Source organism: Deltaproteobacteria bacterium IMCC39524, from assembly GCA_029667085.1.
Lineage (GTDB): Bacteria > Desulfobacterota > Desulfuromonadia > Desulfuromonadales > BM103 > M0040.
In genome coordinates, this window is the sequence record JARUHJ010000004.1 from 35,836 (window position 1) to 56,175 (window position 20,340).

Sequence of the window (20,340 nt, forward strand, 5' to 3'; positions counted from 1 at the left end):
ACGATTGTTCATAGTTTACGCAAACTTCAAAAAATTCTGGAAGACTGCCACCCAAGAGTTACACCGCAGAAGGATTGACTGATTCCTCTGGATACAGATGACAGGCCGCCAGGTTGCCATTTTTGCCCGGCCTTAAGCCCGGGCTCTGTTGCCTGCATACTTCCATCACATGCGGACAGCGCGGGTTAAAAGAACAACCGGGAGGGATGTTCTTAAGCGTCGGCATCATGCCGGGAATCTGGTTGAGGCGTTCGCCGTGACCACTGCTCTGCGGCAGAGCGGCAATCAAGCCTTGCGTGTAAGGATGCTGTGGATCGGCGACAACCTGTTCCGTTGGGCCTTTCTCGACCACGCTCCCGGCGTACATCACGGCAATATTCTGAGTCACCTGAGCAACCACCGCCAGGTCATGGGTTATAAGGATCAAGCCCATATCGTCGGTTTCACAGAGCTCCATGAGCAAGTCCATGATTTCTGCCTGAATCGTCACGTCGAGCGCAGTCGTCGGTTCATCGGCGATAATCAGTTCAGGATCGGTCAGCAGGGCGATGGCAATGATGATCCGCTGCCGCATGCCACCGGAAAACTCGTGCGGGTATTGGTCAAGTCGCTTTTCCGGTGAAGGGATATGAACCTTACGCAGTTTGTCGAGGGCTATGTTGCGTGCTTCATCTTTATTCATCTTTGGGTTGTGCTGGTGTAAGGTCTCAGTCATCTGGGTCCCGATCGTCAGCACCGGGTTGAGGGTCATCATCGGGTCCTGAAATATCATGCTGATCCGGTTGCCGCGGATACTGCGAATCCGCTCATCGCTGACCCTGGCGAGATTCTCACCAAGAAAATTAACCTCACCGGAAGCGATGTAGCCCGGTTTGCTAATCAGGTTGATGATCGAGAAACCGGTCACCGACTTGCCGGCTCCCGACTCACCAACCAACCCAAGCCGCTCCCCCTTTTCCAAGGTGAAACTGACACCATTGGTGGCTGTCACCTCACCGCTACGCAGGGCAAACTTGATAACCAGGTCTTTGACTTCCAACAAACTCGTCATACTGTTAACCCTTATATAGCTTCGGATTGAAGACATCGCGCAGGAAGTCTCCGAGCATATTGATCGATAGCACCAGAATCACCAGCAACAGGCCAGGCAGAGCAGTAATCCACCAAGCACCGCTAAAGATAAGTTCAAACCCAGAGTTAATCAAAGAACCGAGTGACGGCCGATCGATCGGCATCCCGAGACCCAAAAAGGAAAGAGCTGCTTCGCTCATGACTGCGTTTGCAACCTGGATCGTTGAGAGCACCAGGATCGGCGACAGTGTGTTGGGGAAAATCTGATCGAGGATAATCCGTGACGAAGTAAACCCGGCCACCCTGGCTGCTTCCACATACTCCTTTTTTCTCTCAGCCAGAACCGAGGCCCGAACGGTTCGAGCATATTGCGGCCATTGCGAAAGTCCGATCACCAGGACCAGGAAAGGAATAGCGATCTCGCCAAACTTTGCGACCCCGACCACGGCCTGGAGGATTGCACTCATGAAGATAGCAACCATCAGGTAAGAGAAGGAGAGCTGGACATCTGCGGCACGCATGAAGAAAGCATCCAGTCGGCCACCATGATACCCGGCAAAGAGCCCTATCAGAACCCCCAGGATGGCCTGAAGAGCGACAGCGCCAAGGCCGATGATGATAGAAATGCGCATTCCGTAAATCATGGTCGAAAGCATATCGCGACCCTGGGAATCGGTCCCGAGCAGGAACTCTGCAACCCCTTCTTCCTCCCAGGCCGGCGGAATCTCGGAATTCATAATATCGATCATTTCCGGATCGTAGGGATTGTAAGGTGCAATCAGCGGGGCGAAGATTGCAGTCAGAGCCAGGACCAGCAACACTATCAGACTGGCGATCGCGACCTTATCGCGCTTGAAGCTGTACCAGAGGAAGCTTTCTCGAAACTTGTCGAGGCGATTCATCTATTTCACCCCCGCGATGCGGATGGTTGGATTGACCAACCCATAGATCAGATCAACAATGGTGTTGACCCCGACCATGACGATGCCGACAAACATCAGATAAGCGACCAACAAGGGCGCATCGGAGCGCTCAACCGCCTCCATGAACATGAAGCCGAGTCCCTGCCATTGAAAAACCGTTTCGGTCAGAATAGTGAAGGCGATAGTGACACCAAGCTGCACTCCACCAACGGTAATCACCGGCAGAAGAGTGTTTTTGAAGGCATGGATGAACCAGACCCGCCGGTGAGACAACCCCTTGGCCCACGCGTACTTGATGTACTCTGACTCAAGAACCTCCATCATCTCCGATCGAATCAGACGTATAAAGAGCGGCAGCATAATCGAGCTTAGAGCGATGCTCGGCATCAGGATATGCAGCCAGCCATCCACAGTCAGCAAGCCGGTCCCCCAGCCCCCAAGCATGACCAACTCTCCGCGTCCGTATGATGGGAGCCAGCCGAGCTTGATGGAGAACAAATAGACCATCATAATCGCGGTCAGAAAGACCGGAATCGAAACCCCGACAATGCTGCTTCCCATCAGGGCACGCGAGAACAGGCTGTCCGGCTTGATCGCCGAGAACACCCCCAGCGGAACGGAAAAAAACAGAATAATCAGACTGCTGACCAATACCAACTCGAGCGTCGCAGGCGCCTTCTCCAGGATAACCTCGGTAGCCGGTCGCTTGTAGAAGAAGGAGGTACCCAGGTCTCCCTGAATAGCGTCACCGAAAAAACGCCCATACTGAACATACCAAGGGTCGTTGAGACCCAGCTTCTCTCTGAACTCATCGCGTTCTTCTTCGGAAACTGAAATCCCGGTCAGTTCGCGCACCGGGTCACCCACACTTTGCTTGATGGCAAAACCGATGACGCTGATAATGAAGATGACGATCAGTGCCTGGAACAGACGGCGGATCATGAAAGCTATCATCTTTTATCTCCAAAACACTTCAAGGGGGAGCACCTGCGGGTACTCCCCCTTGAGAGTGACTCTGCTACCTCAGCTTACTTGATGACCAGGTCACCAAAGTAGGGAAAATTCATGACGTTGACAATCGATTCTATACCAAGATTTTTCTTACCTGCCCAGGAAAGGTCCTGCCAGTGCAACGGCACAAAAGCAGCATCATCGTAAGCAATTCTTTCCATCTTCTGCAACATAGCGGTCCGCTTGACCTCATCGGTCTCGGCCTGCACCTTAAGTGTCAGACTATCAACCTCTTGATTGCAGTAATTGCCTGAGTTGTATTGACCGTAACCGGTCTCCTTGTTCGGACACATGAGCAGGAACTCGAAGAAGTTGCCGGTATCTTCGGTATCTGAATGCCAACCGATCATCTGGATGTCTGCGACCTGCAGGTCGAACTGATCCCAGTACTGGGCTTTCGGCATAGTTTTCAGATTAACCTTGATGCCGATTTTGCCGAGCATTGAAGCCGCCGCCTCGGCAATCTTCTCGTCGTTTACATAACGGTTATTCGGCGCCACCATGCTGACTTCAAAACCCTTTTCGTAACCAGCCTCTTTCATCAATTGCTTGGCTTTTTTCAGATCGTAGCGTGGAGTCAGCTCCGGATTATGTCCAGCATACCCCTTCGGACTGTTCTGAGCGCCAACGGTCGCCCGCCCCTTCATCAGTTTTTCGGCGATGCCTGCGTTATTGATGGCATAGACGATTGCTTGACGAACCTTGGGGTTCTTGAACGCTTCAACACGGTTCTGGTTGAGCTGCAGAGTGATAATTCGTGTTCCGCTCATGGTCACCAATTTTACATTGTCTGATTTCTCAATCCTGTCCATATCCTGAGGTGGAACCGGCATGATAAAGTCGACGTCACCGGAAAGCAGTGCCGCAACACGGGTCGCATCATTTTTGATCGGAGTCAGAATAATCTTATCTACGTTGCCGGGAGACTGTTTGTCCCAGTATCCGGGGAAGGCCTCGAAGACCACCTTGACGCCCTGCTGACGTTCAGAGACCGTATATTTGCCGGTTCCTGAGAGGTTGTCGTTGGCAAAAGAATAGCCCGTTTTGTTAATGGCCGCCTTGTCCATCCCCTTGTCGTCCTTGCCAGAGTAAAACTTGCTATCCATCGGGAAGATGTAAGTGGCGGTGCTAACTAACAGTGGATAAGGAACCTTGGTGACGATATCAACCGTGTACTTGTCGACCTTGAGCGGCGAATTGAACTGCTCGAAAATCCCTTTGAAATCAACAGATTCTTTCAAGCGATTGACGGTCCATACGACATCATCGGCAGTCAACTCATTGCCACTGTGAAATTTGATTCCCTTCTTCAGGTGGAAGCGCACGGTCTTGTCGTCGAGACGCTCCCATTTATCAGCAAGGCGACCCTCAATGGTTGTCTCCTTGGTCCAGCGAACCAATGGATCGAATACCATATGAGAATACTGAAGCATTCCCCCGGATAGTTGCATATGAGGATCAAGAGAGACTGGGTCGGCATCCATGGCCAGCTTCAAAGTCTTCGCCTGAGCCAAACCGCTCAGTGCAAGGACCAGCAATAATGTGAGCATAAAATGCTTTTTCATTCCAATTGCCTCCTGAAATTAATTGAGACCTGCATTAATGTGAGCAAAGCCAGTGACACCGGAAACAAGCCCCTGCAGCCAGCGGCCAAGCATGAATGGGACCTAATCACTTCTACAATACGGTATAGCCTTTGTCAAACCCGGGACCGCTCATCCAGGCACGGCTCCTGACGAACCATGGCTGCGGTAGAAGTCGACTTACTCAACCATGAAAAAAATGATAAACCTCTTCGACAGTCCGTATTGGCAAACCCGGCATCGCTCTTAACTCCTCCAGGCTGGCCGCCTTGATCTTTTTCAGACTTCCGAAATGCTTCAGCAGGGCCTTTTGTCGTTTTTCTCCGACCCCAGGGATCTCTGACAATACAGATTGAAGTTGCGCTTTACCACGCACCTTGCGGTGATGAGTAATGGCAAAGCGGTGCGCCTCGTCACGCAATCTTTCAAGCAGGAACAAAGCTGCAGAGCCGCCACGTAAGATGACGGGATTTTTTCGCCCCGGCAGGAAGAACCTCTCTGCACTGCGTTCTACGACACGCCCGCGGACATTCGCTTTAACACGACTTTTGGCAATTCCGGCGATATCGACAACATCGAACAAGCCAAGCTCCTCGAGCACCATTGCCAGGACTCCCAGTTGCCCTTTACCGCCATCAATCAGGATAAAATCAGGGAGCTTCTGCTCTTCGATACCTCGCTGTAATCTCCTGAGCAATACTTCTCTTAAGGCCGCATAGTCGTCGGTCCCTTCCACGCTCTTCACCTTGTAGTGTCTGTACTCTCCCGTAACAGGTTCACCGCCCACGACCACCGCCATACTGGCGACGGTCGCATGACCCTGAATCGTTGAGATATCAAAGCACTCTATGCGCTGCGGCATTCTCTGAAGATGCAGGCGCTGCATGACCTCTTCGAGGACTCTACGACGTGCTTCCTCTCGACTCCCCCGCTCCTGCCACGCCTCTTTGGCGTTACGGTTTGCCAATTCAACCAGGTGACGCCGCTCGCCCCGCTGCGGCGTCACAACCTGGACCTTGCGGCTACGGCGTTCTGTGAGCCATTCCGACAAGGCGTCGCCCCCTTCAATCTCCAGCGGCAAGACGACTTCATCAGGAACAGGCACATCGCGCCCGTAGAACTGGGAGAGGAACTCAGCCAGCAGCTCATCTTCATCCAACTGCCAGTTGAGGTTATAATTGCGCCTGGCGGTCAGTTTGCCTTGACGATAGAAGAGAACCACAACCTCAACTTCACCACCCTGCCGAAAAATGCCGACCACATCCTGGTCTATGGCTCCGTAACGGACAGACTTCTGCTGTTCAACCGTTTTATCGATCGCCCTGATCTGGTCACGCAATGAAGCCGCTTCCTCGTAACGTTGCTCGCTCGCGGCAAGAGACATTCGCTGGCGCAACAGCTCAACGACTTCTCCCTGGCGACCCTCAAGAAGAGCCAAAACACCAGCAACGAGTTTCCCATAGGCAGAAGAAGAGATATGTCCATGACAGGGTGCGCTGCACTGACCGATCTGATGAAAGAGACAAGGCCGGCCGCGCTGCCGGCACTTGGCCGGCGGGTAATGGCGCAACGGGAAGATGCGATAAATTTCCTTGAGCGTCTGGCGTAAAGCCGATGAGGAGGCAAAAGGTCCGAAATAACGGGCGCCGTCCTGACGAACCCGCCGGACAACTTCCAGCATCGGAAACTCATCACGTAAATCGATACGGAGTGAAACGAAAGTTTTATCGTCACGCAAATGAATGTTGTAGCGCGGACGATGCTTTTTAATCAGGGTATTTTCGAGGATCAGAGCTTCTTTTTCCGTGTCGGTGACAATCGTTTCAATGGTCGCGGCCCGCTCCATCAAAAACTTGATCTGCGGCCGGGTATCACGCTCGGCCTGCATATAACTGCGCAAGCGGGCACGCAGGTTTTTTGCCTTGCCGACATAGAGAATCACCCCGGCATCATCCTTCATCAGGTAAACACCGGCAGAGGTCGGCTGTCTGCGCAGGTCAAAAGTTGTCACAGAAGCTCCTTGCAACTGGCTAAACAATCGATTATCTTGAAGATACGCTGATTCTGAAGCGCTTTTTCATCTTCGTATTTTCAAGGTATCAATGCTCTATAAGAGGTGTCAACCAACGGCTCTTTGTGGAGGTAATTTTATATGCTTCGATCCTCTCTCGTGATTCTGCTTTTTCTGATTCTGACCACACCGGCAATTCTCTTTGCCAACGACGATCTGACCGTTCTTGAAAAGGTCGTTGCAGCAAACGCTCTCACACAACCAGAGCTGCAGAACTACCTGGTCACCGTGGAGACATCACGGATTGAGGAGATGATGTCCAGCATGACCGCTGGCATGCCGGAAGACGTCAAACCACCGGCCCCCCCTGTCATCGTCAAGTTCTGGCAGCGCAACGGAGAAGGGCTCGTCTTTGCGAAAAAAGAAACCCTGACTCCATATGTTGAAAAGATGGTCAACCGTCTCTCCGCCAACTTGGCGATTGAACTGTACGAGATGATCCTGCCCGCGGACCAAGCCGATGCACGCCAGGTACTGATCAAAAACGCCAAGCTCAAGTCAAGCGAAGTCTCCCTGGCCGAACAGTTGATTCAACGACTGGAAATCACATTCAACAAGCCAACAGATCTAAACGGAGCCTTTTATGTCAGCGGCATGCGTTTGCCACAAAAACAGATCAACACGCTGACCTTTGACATTGACACCCGGACAAACACCGTAAACGAGATGAGTCTTACTGTCGAGGGTGGCCTGCAGTTGACCGTTGAGATTCGTTATCGCGCAGTGACCGGGGGACACCTCCCCGAGCGTTTTCAGATCACCAGCCCGGATGGCAAAGTAGAAGATATTTTTGAAGCAACTCTCGCAGAGGTCGATAACTTCGTCCTGCCGACAAGTATGCTGCGCACGATCAACCGCCCTGAGTTGCAGGAGACGCTGGAAGTCTTTTTCAAGGGCTACCAGCTCAACCAACCGATCCCCGAGGACATCCAGACCCGTCTCAAAGTCAAATAACAGGAGAAACCGATGGATCCCCTCTGGACTAATATTTTCCACAAAAAACTGGACGAAGAATCCCTAGCCTACTTCCTTAAGCACCTGCCGATCTTCTCCGAACTCTCGCCGAGGTCATTAGCAACCCTCGAAAACATTGTCCACGTGCGCAACTACAAGACAAACGAAACCGTCTTCGAAGAGAATGATCCTGGTTCCGGTATGTACATGATCCGCAGCGGCATGGTGAAGATTTACGCCAGGGAGCAGAATGGTGTGGAAGAGGAGTTAGCCAGACTTGGTCCCGGCGACTTCTTTGGTGAAACCACCCTGACGGCTCCTGCGCCACGGACAGCATCGGCCAGGACACTCGAGAACACCGAACTGGTCGGACTGTTTCGCGCTGACATCCTGGAACTGGCGGAACGCAGGCCTGCCATCTCAAGCAGTATCTTTCTTGGCTTGACCCGGGTCGTCAGCGAACGCCTGCAGGCAGCGAGTCTGGAGATTCGGCGTTTGCAGAATCAACTGGGGGAAGACATTTCTCCTGAGAATGTCGAGACATGAGCAGTGTCGGCCAAAGCCCTCGGGGCTGGACTCGTAGCCAGGTGGCTTTGGCCTTCCTGGTTCTCAGCGCAGCGATCGCCTGTGGTCTGGCGGTCTACTCATCGGTTTCATCGCTGACCGGTCTTTCCCGTGCGGCCTTTTCTGTCCTTTTTCTGCCGCTCCTCTTGTCGCTGGTGCTCTCTTTTCTCCTCGATCCACTGGTTAGCCAGATGGAAAGGTTCTGTACCCGCACCGGCAGCATATTCATTGTCTACATTCTGGCCCTGGGACTGTTTTTGCTGGCGGCCCTCTGGCTGACGCCACACTGGCAGGAGTTCTGGAGTAATATGCGGACCGATTTCCCTCGCTACACTGCGCAGGTAATCGATACGCTAAAGAGCCTCATGACAGGTCTTCACGAACGCTTCCCACTGATTGAAGGTTATGCGTTCCCGACCAAGGTCCGCATCTGGGCAGAACAGCTGATGGCCGCCGTCCTGACGCAAACGCCTCAATCCGCCATGAAGGTCGGCGGTCTGACGATCATCGTCCCGCTCTTTACTTTCTTTTTCCTGCGTGACGGGCGCAAGATCATGCGCTCCTGTGTTGCCCTTGCACCGAATCGGCATTTCGAAATGATCCGCGACCTCTCCTACCTGATCAGTCGCCAGCTTGCGCACTTCATCCGCGGCAGGATCATAGAGGCAATCATCATCGGTCTGGTCATAACAGCGGGTTTGTCACTGACTGACATTCGCTATGCGCCCATGCTCGGCATATTCGCTGGCGTTACCAACCTGATCCCTTATATTGGACCAATTATCGGCATGGTCCCCGGCATTCTGATTGCCTTCGTCGATCTTGGGGCGGGTGGTCAGTTCTGGTGGATTGTTATCCTCTACATCCTCATCGCCCAGGTCTTGATCGACAACTTTATCCTGATCCCGGTTCTTATCTCGAGAGTTTCCAACCTGCATCCGTTGCTGGTTTTCTTCGCCATCATCGTCGGCGGCAAGCTCTACGGAATTATCGGCATGATCATCGGTGTGCCGATCGTCAGTATCATTAAAATCACCCTGCTTGAGATTCGCGCCTACCGCCGGACGTTCCGCCTGCCGGAAACCGCACTCGAGAGCGACCGACCACATTAACGACCATCGAAAGTAAATAATGAAGTTTTTTGCAACGACTACAAAAGGCCTCGAAGACGTCCTCGCCGCCGAACTGATCACTCTTGGCACTCGCGATGTCGTCCCTGGCAACGGCGGCGTCAATTTCAGCGGCACCTTTAAAGACGGCTACAAAGCCTGTCTCTGGTTGCGCACAGCCAACCGGGTTCTGCAGCCGATAGCCAGCTTTCCCTGCCCTTCCGAAGAAGCTCTATATGAAGGTGTCTATGCTCTCAACTGGGACGAGCTGATGACTTCGCAGATGACCCTGGCCGTTGGAGCCAAGCTGCGCGATTCAGAGATCACCCACTCTCATTATGCCGCGCTGAAAACCAAGGACGCCATCGTCGACAAGATCAGGGATCGGACCGGTCAGAGGCCGAATGTTGATGCGAAAGATCCGGATCTGCGCATTAATATGCATCTGGCACGCAACCAGTGCACCATCAGCCTCGACCTGGCGGGAACCGGTCTGCATAAACGTGGTTATCGAAGAGACCCGACGATCGCGCCACTAAAGGAAACCCTGGCCGCCGGGCTCTTAGCCCTGACCGGTTGGGATCAGACGTCTCCCTTTGTCGACCCCATGTGCGGCTCCGGCAGCCTGCCCCTTGAAGCCGCCCAGCTCGCCAGCAACCATGCAGCGGGTCTGCTCTCTCCCGACTTTGGTTTTCAGCGCTGGCCGGATTTCAACGCCGCACTCTGGAAAAATTTGCTCGAAGAAGCCGAGACAGCAAAGAGGGAACTCCCGGCCAATTTAATCTTCGGCAGTGACCGGGACAAACGCTCCGTTGACCTGGCGCGTCGAAACGCGGACAGTGCCGGTATCGGTGCAATAATTCGTTGGTCCTACAACGACTTTGCCAAACTGGAAGCGCCCGCCTCACAAGGCACACTGATCTGCAACCCACCTTATGGTGAACGCCTCGGCAACGAAGAAGAGCTTACTGCCTTCTACCGCAAAATCGGCGACACCTTCAAACAGAACTGGAAAGGCTGGACCGCCTGGGTGTTTACCGGCAACCTTACCCTCGCCAAACAAGTCGGCCTGAAAGCCTCCCGCCGCATCGTGCTCTATAATGGTCCGATTGAATGTCGTTTGCTGAAGTATGAACTTTATTGACTTTAACGGTTTGGGTTCAGGGTCAAGGGTAAAGGGATCACGGCTAGGAACACAGGGTAAAGAGCGAACAGCCTTTAGCCCTGCTCCCTTTACCCTTCACCTGCTCTTATCACTTCCTGAACGATACCGCCCTTGCTTTTCCATATCTTATACCTCATAATCGCCTCGTTTCTAAACCTGAGTTAATGCGATTATGAGCCGTCACCTTTTCAAATTCGTCAATAACCTCAAAATCCGCTGGAAGATGACTGTCGTCGTCCTGCCGCTGGTTTTGATCCCGCTTTTCGTTGTAGGCACGGTGGTCGGCTGGATCGCATACCGTCAGGCACACCTCGGCATCACACAGACCAGCATGGCCGATCTCGACCATCTGGCCGCCTTCACCATCGACCTGCTCGATGCCCACAATCAACAATTCCAGGTTTACCGTGAAGACAAGAAATCCGCCACCGAACAGGAGTTGGCCAGCCTGACCAATCTCGCCTACGGCATGGTCGAGGCCCAGGACAAACAATTCCGCAACGGTGAGATTGATATCGAAAGTGCCAAACAAGCGGCTCGCAGTGCCCTGAAGAGGGTCCAGGTTGGAGAGACCGGCTACATCTACGCCATGACCAGCAAAGGTGACCTGGCGGTGCACATTGCCCGGGAGGGTGAAAACGTCTATAGCGAAACAGATGAAGATGGCAGACATTTCATCCGCGCCATGTGCAAGGCGGCTAAGAAAACAACTCCAGACAAACTGCTGACAATCATCTATCCCTGGCGGAATGCCGAGCTTGGTGACAAGGTCGGCCGTCAGAAGATGGTCGTCTATCGTTACTATGAGCCCTGGGACTGGATTATCGCCACCGGGGGCTATCTGGATGAGACCTACGAGAATCCCGCTGCCAAGCAAAAGGCTTTTACAGAACTCAAGAACAGGATCAATGACAAACTGGTCGGCCAGACCGGCTACATCTACTGCATGGATCGTAAGGGAACGCTGACCATCCACCCCGAGGCCGAAGGTGAAAATATTTACGCCTCCAAGGATTCGGACGGTACACCCTTTATAGAACGCATGTGCAAACAGCGCGAAGGGTGGATCCGTTATCCCTGGCAGAACCCTGGTGAGAAGAAGGCCCGGCGCAAAATCGTCCGCTACCTTCACTATCAGCCCTGGGACTGGATCGTCGCCGTCGGTTCCTATGAAGATGAGTTTTACCGTGAGACCAACCTGATCAAGGGCCGGATTCTCGGCAGCCTCGGAGTTATCTCTCTGCTGGTCGGCACGATTGCCATTCTCCTGGTTTTCCTGGCCGCCAAGATCCTCTCCGACCCGATACGTCACATGACATCGGTGATCCGCGACATCAAACGTGGTCAGTTCCATCGCCAGATGGAGATCACCAGCCGCGACGAGCTTGGAGAACTGGCCGTTACCTTTAACCGCATGACCAGTAGCCTGCAACGCAACCGCGAACTTGAAGCCAGCCTCGCTCAGCAGGGCAAGATGGCCTCTCTCGGCATCCTTTCATCGGGAGTCGCACACGAGATCAACAACCCCCTCGGTGTCATCCTCGGCTACGCCGGCTACCTCGAGAACAAACTCGACCCGGAAGACCCAAATCACCACTTTATCCACGAGATCAAACGTGAGAGCAAACGTTGCAAGAAGATCGTTCAGGACCTGCTTAACTACGCTCGGACACCGCAGCCTGAGTTTGCTGAAACCGACCTCAACCAGTTACTCGACCAGATCGTCAGCTTTGCTGCCAACCACACCGATATGCACGGCGTGAAAATCGACAGGAAATTTACTGATGGCTTGCCAGAGCTTCTGATCGACGGTGACCAGATTCGCCAGGTGGCAATCAACCTGATCCTCAATGCCGGAGCAGCCATGGAGGATGGTGGCATACTCACTGTAAGGACCTATCGAGAAGAGGACGATGTCGTGATGACCTTCGCCGACTCTGGCAGCGGCATTGACGAAGCAGACCTTGAGCGTATTTTCGAACCTTTCTACACGACTAAAGATCGCGGAACCGGCCTCGGCCTGGCGATCACCAGGCAAATCATTGAACAGCATCACGGCAGCATCCAGATGACCAGTCGCCCGAAGCAGGGCACGACAGTCACTATTCGCCTGCCGCTTTTCCGGGAGGAATTCTGATGGCGCCTCAGCGCATTATGTTGATCGACAACGAAGAAGGACTCTGTCGCATGATGGAGGCAGTTCTCAAGGACCAGGGTTACCTGGTCAAGAGCTTCACCCGACCGGTTCAGGCTGTCGCAGAATTCGCTGCCGGCGATTACGACCTGATCATCAGCGATATCAAGATGCCGGAAATGGATGGTCTTGAGGTGCTGCAACACGTTCGTAATCGCGATCCGGAGGTGCCGATCATCATGATCACTGCCTATGCGACGGTAGAAATGTCGATTCAGGCGCTCCGCCGTGGCGCTTACGACATGCTGACCAAACCCTTCGAACCCGACGAGCTGATCTACCGGGTCAAAAACGCGCTGCAACACCACGAACTTGTCGAAGAAAACCGCGGGCTGCGCGAGGATCTCTCAAGCCAATTCACCTTTGAAAACATTATCGGTGCGGCACCTTCCATCCGGGCGTTATTGGAAAAGGTGGGCAAAGTAGCTGTTCGCGACACCTCGGTCTTGATCACCGGCGAGTCGGGGACCGGTAAAGAGTTGATTGCCCAGGCCGTACACCATAATTCATCCAGACGTAATCATCGCTTTATCGCCGTCAATTGTGGCGCCCTACCCGAGAACATTCTGGAAAGCGAGCTCTTTGGTTACCGCAAAGGAGCCTTTACCGGAGCCTTGGAAAACCGCAAAGGGCTGCTTGACGCAGCCAATGGCGGCACCCTCTTTCTCGATGAAGTTGGCAACCTGCCCTTGAGCATGCAGAAGACCCTCTTGCGCTTTCTCCAAGAACAGGAGTTTTGCCGCCTGGGCGACACAACCCCAACCAAGGTGGATGTGCGGATTATCTCGGCAACCAATTCTGATTTAAGCGCGGAAGTCTCTCAAGGCATTTTCCGTGAAGACCTCTTCTACCGACTGAATGTCATCAATCTCCACTTGCCGCCATTGCGGGAGCGCAAGGATGACATTCCACTTCTGGCCGCCCATTTCATCCGAGAGCAGAACGTCAAATTCGGCACCGAATTCAAAGGGTTGACCGCCGAAGCGATGGACGCTTTACGCTCATATGCATGGCCTGGCAACATTCGCCAGCTCTGCAACGTCATTGAAGCAACCATGGCCATTTCAAGCGGCAACTACATCGGTTTGCCGGAGCTTGCACAGCTGATAGAGACAAATCAATCCGTTCAATCGGGAGACCAGGCAGACTACACATCGGCACTCAGTAGCTTCGAAACCGATTACCTGACCCGACTGCTGCGCAAACATGGCGGCAATGTCGAGGACGCAGCGGCTGAGGCCGGCATGAACATGGCGACCATCTACCGCAAGCTCAAAAAATACGGTATCAACAAGAAGGACATTGAATAGCATCAAGCTGGAGGCTGGAGGCTGGAGGCTGGAGGCTGGAGGCTGGAGGCTGGAGGCTGGAGGCTGGAGGCTGGAGGCTGGAGGCTGGAGGCTGAGGGTAAAACCATTTCATACCTACCATACAAGGGCTTTCCTTGCCCGAAGTAGCGCTTAAGCTTCACTGTTGTCCTGTTTGCATAAATGCAAAAGTGAATTTCATCATATTTGCAAATCTGCAAATACAGTGTTCATAGCGGCAAACATCCCTCGCACACAAAACAAACATAACACGCTGTAATCACTAGATTAGTACTGGAATATTTTTTCAGAGCTGATTTTGGTATACGCCTTGCTCTTTAAGGATCACGTGACTCCAATGGGGTCCGGCCGAGCTTCAGTGTTGCCGAAAGGCCGGGCCCAATTTTTCACAAGATGCCATCGGATGAAAACCGATGCAGGAGGCGAAAATGAAAGACACAGCGGTCTGCCCCTACTTTGATCTGGATGAGGATGCCTGCGACGTAGGTTGCGGCTATATTTCATCCCACGATGCCAGCATGATCATCAAGTTCTGCTCGTGCCAGTTCGACACCTGCCAGAAATATCGTGAATTAACAGACCGTCTCATCGAGCAGGAACCGGCTTTACCCGTTGTCAACCAGCCGTCTCCGGCAAGACCTGCGACTATTTGCAACAACATTCCTGTTCTCGGTCTTTTCAGTTATGGCGTTACGGCAGCATGCTATGCCGCAGACAAGCTGCCACTGCTGTCAATCAACCTTCACTTACTGGCAATCATTATCATGCTGGGCGCCGTTGGCCAGATTTCGGCCGGCTTGAACGCCCTGAAAAGCAATCCTCTGCGTGCCATCGCCTTCACCGGATTTGGTCTCTTCTGGCTTTCAATTCTGGCGCTCGACATCCTGCCAAGGGCAGGTTACGGCTCGGTTCCTGGTCCTATCCCGATGATGGGTTATTTCGCCATGTGGGGGATGTTCAGCCTGATTATCTGCCAGGGGTTGGAACAGCTGGTACGTATCAGCCGGGTTGTCTTCGCGCTGATGACAGCTTTCCTGCTTACCCTCGCGTTGGCTCACGCGACACAGAACACATCGCTCCTGCATAGCGCGGGATTGATCGGACTGGCCAGTTCCCTGCCGGGGCTCTACCTTGGGTTACGTCATATCGGGGAAGAGGCAATCCATCTGTTCCAGCCCACAGTTGCATCAGACAAGATACGTTCTTGACACACAAGCAGGTTGTCGATAATTTTATAGCATGACTACAAGGAAAGAGACTCTCAGCATATGAACGCGAAGCTCAGCCGCCAGATGACCCTGCTCGGGCTCGGTGTGCTGGCATTTTATGCCGGCGTGCTGGGAACCGGACACGCTTCACTGGAGATCCTTCCCCAGTTTGCGATCTCTGCGGTGATTTTTCTCAGCTCCGGGAAAATCATGAAACAGATGGCTGAGAAGCTGCCGGCGAAGGAAGAGACTGAAAACGAAGAGGTTGAAGAGCCGAACTGGGAATTGCGTAATCTGGTCCTCAACTGGGTCGCAGCGGCCGCCGTCGTCAGCATCGTCGCCCTCTTTCTGGTCAAACCCGCCAGCATGACCTTTAACGATTTCGGCCGTTTCCTGCTGAAGATGGATACTGTCATCACCGATTACGACATGCCGATAGCGCCTTAGGAGCAGGTACGGGGTACGGGGAACGCGGAAACCTTATAACCTAGAAAAGCCATGTAGACATTTATCGTCTCATGGCTTTTTTTGTGGGTTAATTCCTTAGATTTAAACCGCGTCTCGCGTCCAGCGTTCCTCGTACCGTTTTAATTGCTTATCATGCCATCGTGACAACAACAGCAATGCCATGATCGCCCCCGTCAGAGCGTACATCATATCCGACTGGGTATCCCAGATATAACCCTGGGTGCCAAGAAAAGCCTCTGCAGACGCCTCGGAAATGAGTGCAACCCACCACTCGATTAATTCGTAAAATGCGCTGATCGCCAAACAGACAGAGACAATAATAAATGCCAGCCAGCCTTCTCCGGAAACGACCTGCTTACGGATCAGAATTTCGCGAGAGATGATCGCTGGCACAAAGCCTTGTACAAAGTGACCAACCTTGTCGTAGTTATTCCTCTCCAGATCAAACCCGTCACGAAGCCAGTCAAAAAGAGGGACTTCAGCATAGGTGTAATGCCCGCCCACCATCAGGATGATGCAATGAAAGAGAATTAAAGCGTAGGTTAAACCAGTTAAGGGGAACGTGCGGCGGGTTGTGACCAGAATGACCAGGCCGATAACCGCTGGCAAAACCTCGAGAACCCAGGTCGGGTAATCTTTGGGGCCGATGCCCGACCAGACCAGCGTGACAAAAAAGAGGCTCAACCAGAGATAGCGCATGGGCATCGACTTTCTCGAACGATTATATTGCTATAAAAGACATCGCGTTTTCGGAAGGACAGAAAGTTACTGTGCAAGCAACCAGCGTTTTGCCTCGGCGACGTCATGAAATAATTTGCCATTGAGAAGACCGCGATTAAGGAGAACCGTCTCCAGAAACTTGATGCTGCCAACAGCTTCGCGGTTCAATTCGACCCAGGCAATCTGGTATTTACGGGTAATAAAAAAATCCTGGAAGAGCTTGGTATGGTTAATAGAGTCCATGGTTGACATTGGCTTGGTGGACTCGCCTATACCAAGGACTTTGTAGCAGTCGTGCTCATCACAGACCCTGATGATCTCGCTCCAGAGCGCCACCGCGGTCTGGTAACTCTTGTCACCTGTGGAGCGCGCTTCAACATAACCGCCCATGAAAGTGACGGACATTTGATAATTCATTATGACATTCCTCAATACATTGTCAGTATCGAATCAACGAATATCATTCTAACAGGTTGAGCTTCTTTGCATAGCGCGACTGGGCCGATGAGCTTCAGGTCATGTGCAAGAGGGTTATACGTCCGCTGCCCTCTGTTCCCAAGAGAACCGCACCACAGAATCAGACCATCCAGAAAACGAGTCCGAATCATGCCGAGATCGGGGCCTTGGATCAATCCAACAATTTCAGCTGTCCCTGGCCGGCACTGAGATCATCGAACATTTCGCAGAAACCGTCCCGGCTCTCTTCCGGTAAGCGGAACCGGCAGCCAACTTTTTCGCCATAGTCCATATCAAGGACTTCTGCTTCAAACTCTGCCAGACGGCGCTCAAAGGGCGTCACCAGGGCATAGTCAAAGGTAGCCAGAAAACTGACCCAGGCAACGCGTTCCGCACGGGAGAGCTGCTCCAGGGCCGTCTTCACCGCAGCCGTGTAGGCCTTGACCATGCCGCCTTTGCCAAGCTTGACACCACCGAAATAACGGCTGACAACCACCGCTGTGTCGCCGAGGCCACTGTACTGAAGGGCAACCAGCATCGGCTTGCCGGCAACACCGTGCGGCTCACCGTCATCACTCAACCCGACTTGATCAGTGCTCTCCGGGGGGCCGACCAGGTAAGCCCAGCAGTTGTGGTTGGCATCAGGGAATTCCGTCTTGATGGAAGCAATAAAAGCTTGTGCTTCAGCTGTTGAAGTCACCGGTTGCACAGTCGCGATAAAACGACTGCGCTCCACTTCGATCTCACTACGGAAACGACCGGCGGGAATGGGATATCTTTGCGAAGGTGTCATTTTCTCTTTGTTGGTTTTGCCTCTGATCGCTTAACAGGCTGACTCACGCCAACAAACTTCAAGCGGGCTACATTCTCGACATGCGGCGTCTGCGGGAACATGTCGACCGGCTGAACCTGCTCGACACGAAAGCCCTGCTCAGCCAGAAGCGCGAGGTCCCGGGCAAGACTGTCCGGATGACAGGAGACATAGACTAGGGTTCGCGGCTGCATGGCAGCAATCGCTGCCAACACCTGTGGAGCGCAACCTGATCGGGGCGGGTTTACAACAACGGCACCGAGCTTGCCGGTCAAGGGCAGATCATCAGCGAGGATTTCCTCGGCATCACCTGCGACAAACTTGCAGTTATTAAAGCCGTTCATCGTGGCGTTGGCCTGAGCATGACGAACCGCTTCGGTGACAGTCTCTATACCCAGGACCTGATGCGCCTGGCTGGCCAGATGCAGGCTGATACCACCGACCCCGCAGTAAAGGTCGAGAGCCGACTCGCCAGGCTGAAGATCGCACCAATCACGAACCAGTCGATAGATACGTGCAGCCTGGGCGTGATGCACCTGCAGAAACGAAGTCGGCCCAAGGCGCAAGCGCACGTCGCCGACCTGGTCAATCAGGTCGGGGGTGCCGAGGACTTTGAAAGTTTCCCGACCATAAATCACGTTGCCTGTGCTGGAGTTCACATTCTGATGCACGGAGATCACTTCCGGGACCTTACGCTGCAGCCACTTGGCCAGATGGGTCACCTCACGATAGTTGCGTTCACTGGTCACAAAAGTCACCATCGCTTTATCATAAGAAGGGCTGACCCGTACCAGCAGATAGCGTAAAAGGCCACGCCGGTGGTTGGCGTCGTAGGCGGAGATATTACGACGATCGAGTTCTTCTCGGACAACAGCAGCAACGCGGTTGATCAGCGGATGATGCAAAGGACAATCGGCAATATCGACAACATCGTGGCTGCCACGTCGATACATACCAACCTGACCTTTACCACGCTTACGGGCCACAACCAGCTTGGCGCTGGCCCGGTAACCAAGAGTTTCGGGCGCAGCCCAGACCTCACCCAACTGAACATCATAAAGCTCGGGATAAGTGGCCAGGGCGTCAGCCACTCTTTGGGACTTGCGCTCCAATTGTGCAGGATATTTCCAGCTCAACAGTGCACAACCCTGGCAGGAGCGATAATGCGGACAGGATGTCTTGGCCACGCGCTCTCGTGAAGGCTGCAGGACACGGTGGGTACTGGCGATGATCCTGTGCCGCCCGGTATGCGCTACTCGGGCAACAACCTTCTCTCCGGGGAGAGCGTCGAATACCACCACACGTTTCCCTTCATGGGTCGCCAAGCCGAGACCATCCTCATCAATTTGCTCAATGGTCAAGGTCAGTTCTTCGGCGCGGGGCTTATGGACATGTTTCGATTTTGGGCGTCGCGGTTGGGCGGTCATGGCATCTCCTGAAAAGAGCCGTCATATTGCGGTAAGAGCAGCGGTCTGTCAATGCTGCTCTGCGTCGTGCAGAGTCATTTGTTACAATGATAGCAAAGATGTCTGCCAAGGAGATAAATATGAGATATCCAACTCTTTGTGCTTTGCTTATTTTATGCTTTGTCGGGTCGGTTTTTGGTGGTGAAGCAGATGTCGTTGCAGTTGAAGTCAAGAGCCCAGGTAATCAAACATACCGTTTCAATGTGACAGTGAGTCATGCGGCCCATGGCTGGGATCATTATGCCGACCGATGGGAGATCATAGCTCCGGACGGCGAGATTCTGGCCAGGCGTGTATTGGCTCACCCGCACACCAACGAGCAGCCCTTTACCCGCAGTCTCTCAGGAGTGAAGATTCCGGTCGATATTCACCAGATCACGGTCAGAGCCCATGATTCAGTGCATGCTTATGGAGGGGCAACAAAGAGGATTGTACTGGATTGAGTCAGTGGATTAAAGGCCGTTGGAATTCGTTCAATCCCGCCCCTTGAAATAAACGATAACCTTTGTGATGATTTCACGGTCTCTGGCGGAGAGAACCTTACACTGACGGTATTCTTTGTAAAACCTGAGACGTTGTGTCCTGCTTAAAGCCCGTCTGCCCACTTTATCCAGGCAAGCCAGGTCCTTAATGATGCGAGAGTCGAAAAAAGGCCCGAAAAAGCGCTGCCCAACCGGGCAGTCGATCAGGTAGACCTGCGGGCTCTCCAACTGTTGCGAGACCAGCAGGTTGCGCCACTTCAGGTCATTATGACAGAAGTGGTGCTGATGCAGAGTCCGCGTAATTTCGGCGACCTGGTTGATCACCTGATTGACCCATGGCCGACTTTTAAAAAGGTCCGGCTGGTTAGTCGCCATCCATGCCAGATCCCTGGTGTCATCGATAGACGCCGTAATCAGGCCACCACGAAAGGTACGGCTTAAGATATGCTCCTCTCCATAAGCCACAACCTGTGCCGCCGGCAAGCCGATGCGACTGAACCAGAGTTGGTTGCGGGCTTCCTGTCGAATACGAGAAAGACCAAACCAACTGCGGATCCCCTTGGTGGAGTGATATTGCTTTACATAGTAGCGTTGCCCATCGATGCAGACGCAGAAGACAAGGCTTACCTTATCCTGGGAAACAGGTGTTCCTGACAAGGCAAAGACCTTATCGAATGATGAAAAGGCCTCACCTGCTGAGGTGTTTCGCCAGGGTTCGGTTACAGTCCAGGTTTTTCTTTTGATCATTGGGAACCA

At 53.2% G+C, this 20,340-nt stretch carries 19 protein-coding genes; 9 read left to right on the forward strand and 10 right to left on the reverse strand.

Features of this window, described 5'->3' with window-relative positions:
• Window positions 1-58: 58 nt before the first annotated feature.
• From P9J64_10630 to uvrC, 5 genes are all read right to left on the reverse strand, one after another.
• Window positions 59-1,051, reverse strand: a complete 993-nt coding sequence (locus tag P9J64_10630) for an ABC transporter ATP-binding protein (protein MDG5468771.1) — start codon at window positions 1,049-1,051, stop codon at window positions 59-61.
• Between the two features lie 4 nt (window positions 1,052-1,055).
• Window positions 1,056-1,973 (reverse strand): ABC transporter permease, encoded by a 918-nt coding sequence (locus P9J64_10635; protein ID MDG5468772.1) that lies wholly within the window; start codon window positions 1,971-1,973, stop codon window positions 1,056-1,058.
• Window positions 1,974-2,948 carry an ABC transporter permease gene (locus P9J64_10640; protein MDG5468773.1) on the reverse strand — a complete coding sequence of 325 codons (975 nt, stop codon included), beginning with the start codon at window positions 2,946-2,948 and terminating at the stop codon, window positions 1,974-1,976.
• Window positions 2,949-3,022: 74 nt separating this feature from the next.
• Window positions 3,023-4,570 carry an ABC transporter substrate-binding protein gene (locus P9J64_10645; GenBank protein ID MDG5468774.1) on the reverse strand — a complete coding sequence of 516 codons (1,548 nt, stop codon included), beginning with the start codon at window positions 4,568-4,570 and terminating at the stop codon, window positions 3,023-3,025.
• A 202-nt stretch (window positions 4,571-4,772) separates the two neighbouring features.
• Entirely contained in the window at window positions 4,773-6,599 is a 1,827-nt protein-coding gene (gene uvrC, locus P9J64_10650; protein ID MDG5468775.1) for an excinuclease ABC subunit UvrC, read from the reverse strand.
• A 141-nt stretch (window positions 6,600-6,740) separates the two neighbouring features.
• On the opposite strand from uvrC, the gene P9J64_10655 reads away from it, so the two are divergent.
• The 8 genes from P9J64_10655 to P9J64_10690 all read left to right on the forward strand — a co-directional run bounded on the left by P9J64_10655 (window position 6,741) and on the right by P9J64_10690 (window position 15,628).
• Window positions 6,741-7,613 carry a hypothetical protein gene (locus P9J64_10655; protein ID MDG5468776.1) on the forward strand — a complete coding sequence of 291 codons (873 nt, stop codon included), beginning with the start codon at window positions 6,741-6,743 and terminating at the stop codon, window positions 7,611-7,613.
• Between the two features lie 12 nt (window positions 7,614-7,625).
• The gene (locus P9J64_10660) at window positions 7,626-8,159 is read left to right on the forward strand and encodes a cyclic nucleotide-binding domain-containing protein (GenBank protein MDG5468777.1); all 534 of its coding nucleotides are present in this window, start codon (window positions 7,626-7,628) and stop codon (window positions 8,157-8,159) included.
• Entirely contained in the window at window positions 8,156-9,289 is a 1,134-nt protein-coding gene (locus tag P9J64_10665) for an AI-2E family transporter (GenBank protein MDG5468778.1), read from the forward strand. The genes P9J64_10660 and P9J64_10665 overlap by 4 nt, the downstream gene beginning before the upstream one ends.
• A gap of 19 nt (window positions 9,290-9,308) precedes the next feature.
• Window positions 9,309-10,430 (forward strand): THUMP domain-containing protein, encoded by a 1,122-nt coding sequence (locus P9J64_10670; GenBank protein ID MDG5468779.1) that lies wholly within the window; start codon window positions 9,309-9,311, stop codon window positions 10,428-10,430.
• Window positions 10,431-10,623: 193 nt separating this feature from the next.
• Window positions 10,624-12,588 carry a cache domain-containing protein gene (locus tag P9J64_10675; protein MDG5468780.1) on the forward strand — a complete coding sequence of 655 codons (1,965 nt, stop codon included), beginning with the start codon at window positions 10,624-10,626 and terminating at the stop codon, window positions 12,586-12,588.
• Window positions 12,585-13,955 (forward strand): sigma-54 dependent transcriptional regulator, encoded by a 1,371-nt coding sequence (locus tag P9J64_10680; protein ID MDG5468781.1) that lies wholly within the window; start codon window positions 12,585-12,587, stop codon window positions 13,953-13,955. The genes P9J64_10675 and P9J64_10680 overlap by 4 nt, the downstream gene beginning before the upstream one ends.
• Before the next feature lie 446 nt (window positions 13,956-14,401).
• Window positions 14,402-15,181 carry an acetate uptake transporter gene (locus P9J64_10685; GenBank protein ID MDG5468782.1) on the forward strand — a complete coding sequence of 260 codons (780 nt, stop codon included), beginning with the start codon at window positions 14,402-14,404 and terminating at the stop codon, window positions 15,179-15,181.
• Window positions 15,182-15,241: 60 nt separating this feature from the next.
• The gene (locus tag P9J64_10690; protein MDG5468783.1) at window positions 15,242-15,628 is read left to right on the forward strand and encodes a hypothetical protein; all 387 of its coding nucleotides are present in this window, start codon (window positions 15,242-15,244) and stop codon (window positions 15,626-15,628) included.
• A gap of 102 nt (window positions 15,629-15,730) precedes the next feature.
• Here the strand turns inward: P9J64_10690 and P9J64_10695 are convergent, their stop codons facing one another.
• The 4 genes from P9J64_10695 to rlmD form a co-directional block, all read right to left on the reverse strand.
• Window positions 15,731-16,348, reverse strand: coding sequence for a DUF2238 domain-containing protein (locus P9J64_10695; protein MDG5468784.1), 618 nt, complete (start codon window positions 16,346-16,348; stop codon window positions 15,731-15,733).
• A gap of 66 nt (window positions 16,349-16,414) precedes the next feature.
• Window positions 16,415-16,786 carry a hypothetical protein gene (locus tag P9J64_10700; GenBank protein ID MDG5468785.1) on the reverse strand — a complete coding sequence of 124 codons (372 nt, stop codon included), beginning with the start codon at window positions 16,784-16,786 and terminating at the stop codon, window positions 16,415-16,417.
• A 211-nt stretch (window positions 16,787-16,997) separates the two neighbouring features.
• Entirely contained in the window at window positions 16,998-17,618 is a 621-nt protein-coding gene (locus tag P9J64_10705; protein MDG5468786.1) for a YigZ family protein, read from the reverse strand.
• On the reverse strand, window positions 17,615-19,063 hold the full coding sequence (rlmD, locus tag P9J64_10710) for a 23S rRNA (uracil(1939)-C(5))-methyltransferase RlmD (protein ID MDG5468787.1): 1,449 nt from the start codon (window positions 19,061-19,063) through the stop codon (window positions 17,615-17,617). Before rlmD ends, P9J64_10705 begins: the two co-directional genes overlap by 4 nt.
• A gap of 119 nt (window positions 19,064-19,182) precedes the next feature.
• Between rlmD and P9J64_10715 the strand changes: the two genes are divergently transcribed.
• Window positions 19,183-19,545 carry a hypothetical protein gene (locus P9J64_10715; GenBank protein MDG5468788.1) on the forward strand — a complete coding sequence of 121 codons (363 nt, stop codon included), beginning with the start codon at window positions 19,183-19,185 and terminating at the stop codon, window positions 19,543-19,545.
• 30 nt (window positions 19,546-19,575) lie between these two features.
• Here P9J64_10715 and P9J64_10720 read toward each other — a convergent pair whose 3' ends face one another.
• Window positions 19,576-20,331, reverse strand: a complete 756-nt coding sequence (locus tag P9J64_10720) for a lipopolysaccharide kinase InaA family protein (protein MDG5468789.1) — start codon at window positions 20,329-20,331, stop codon at window positions 19,576-19,578.
• Between the last annotated feature and the right edge of the window lie 9 nt (window positions 20,332-20,340).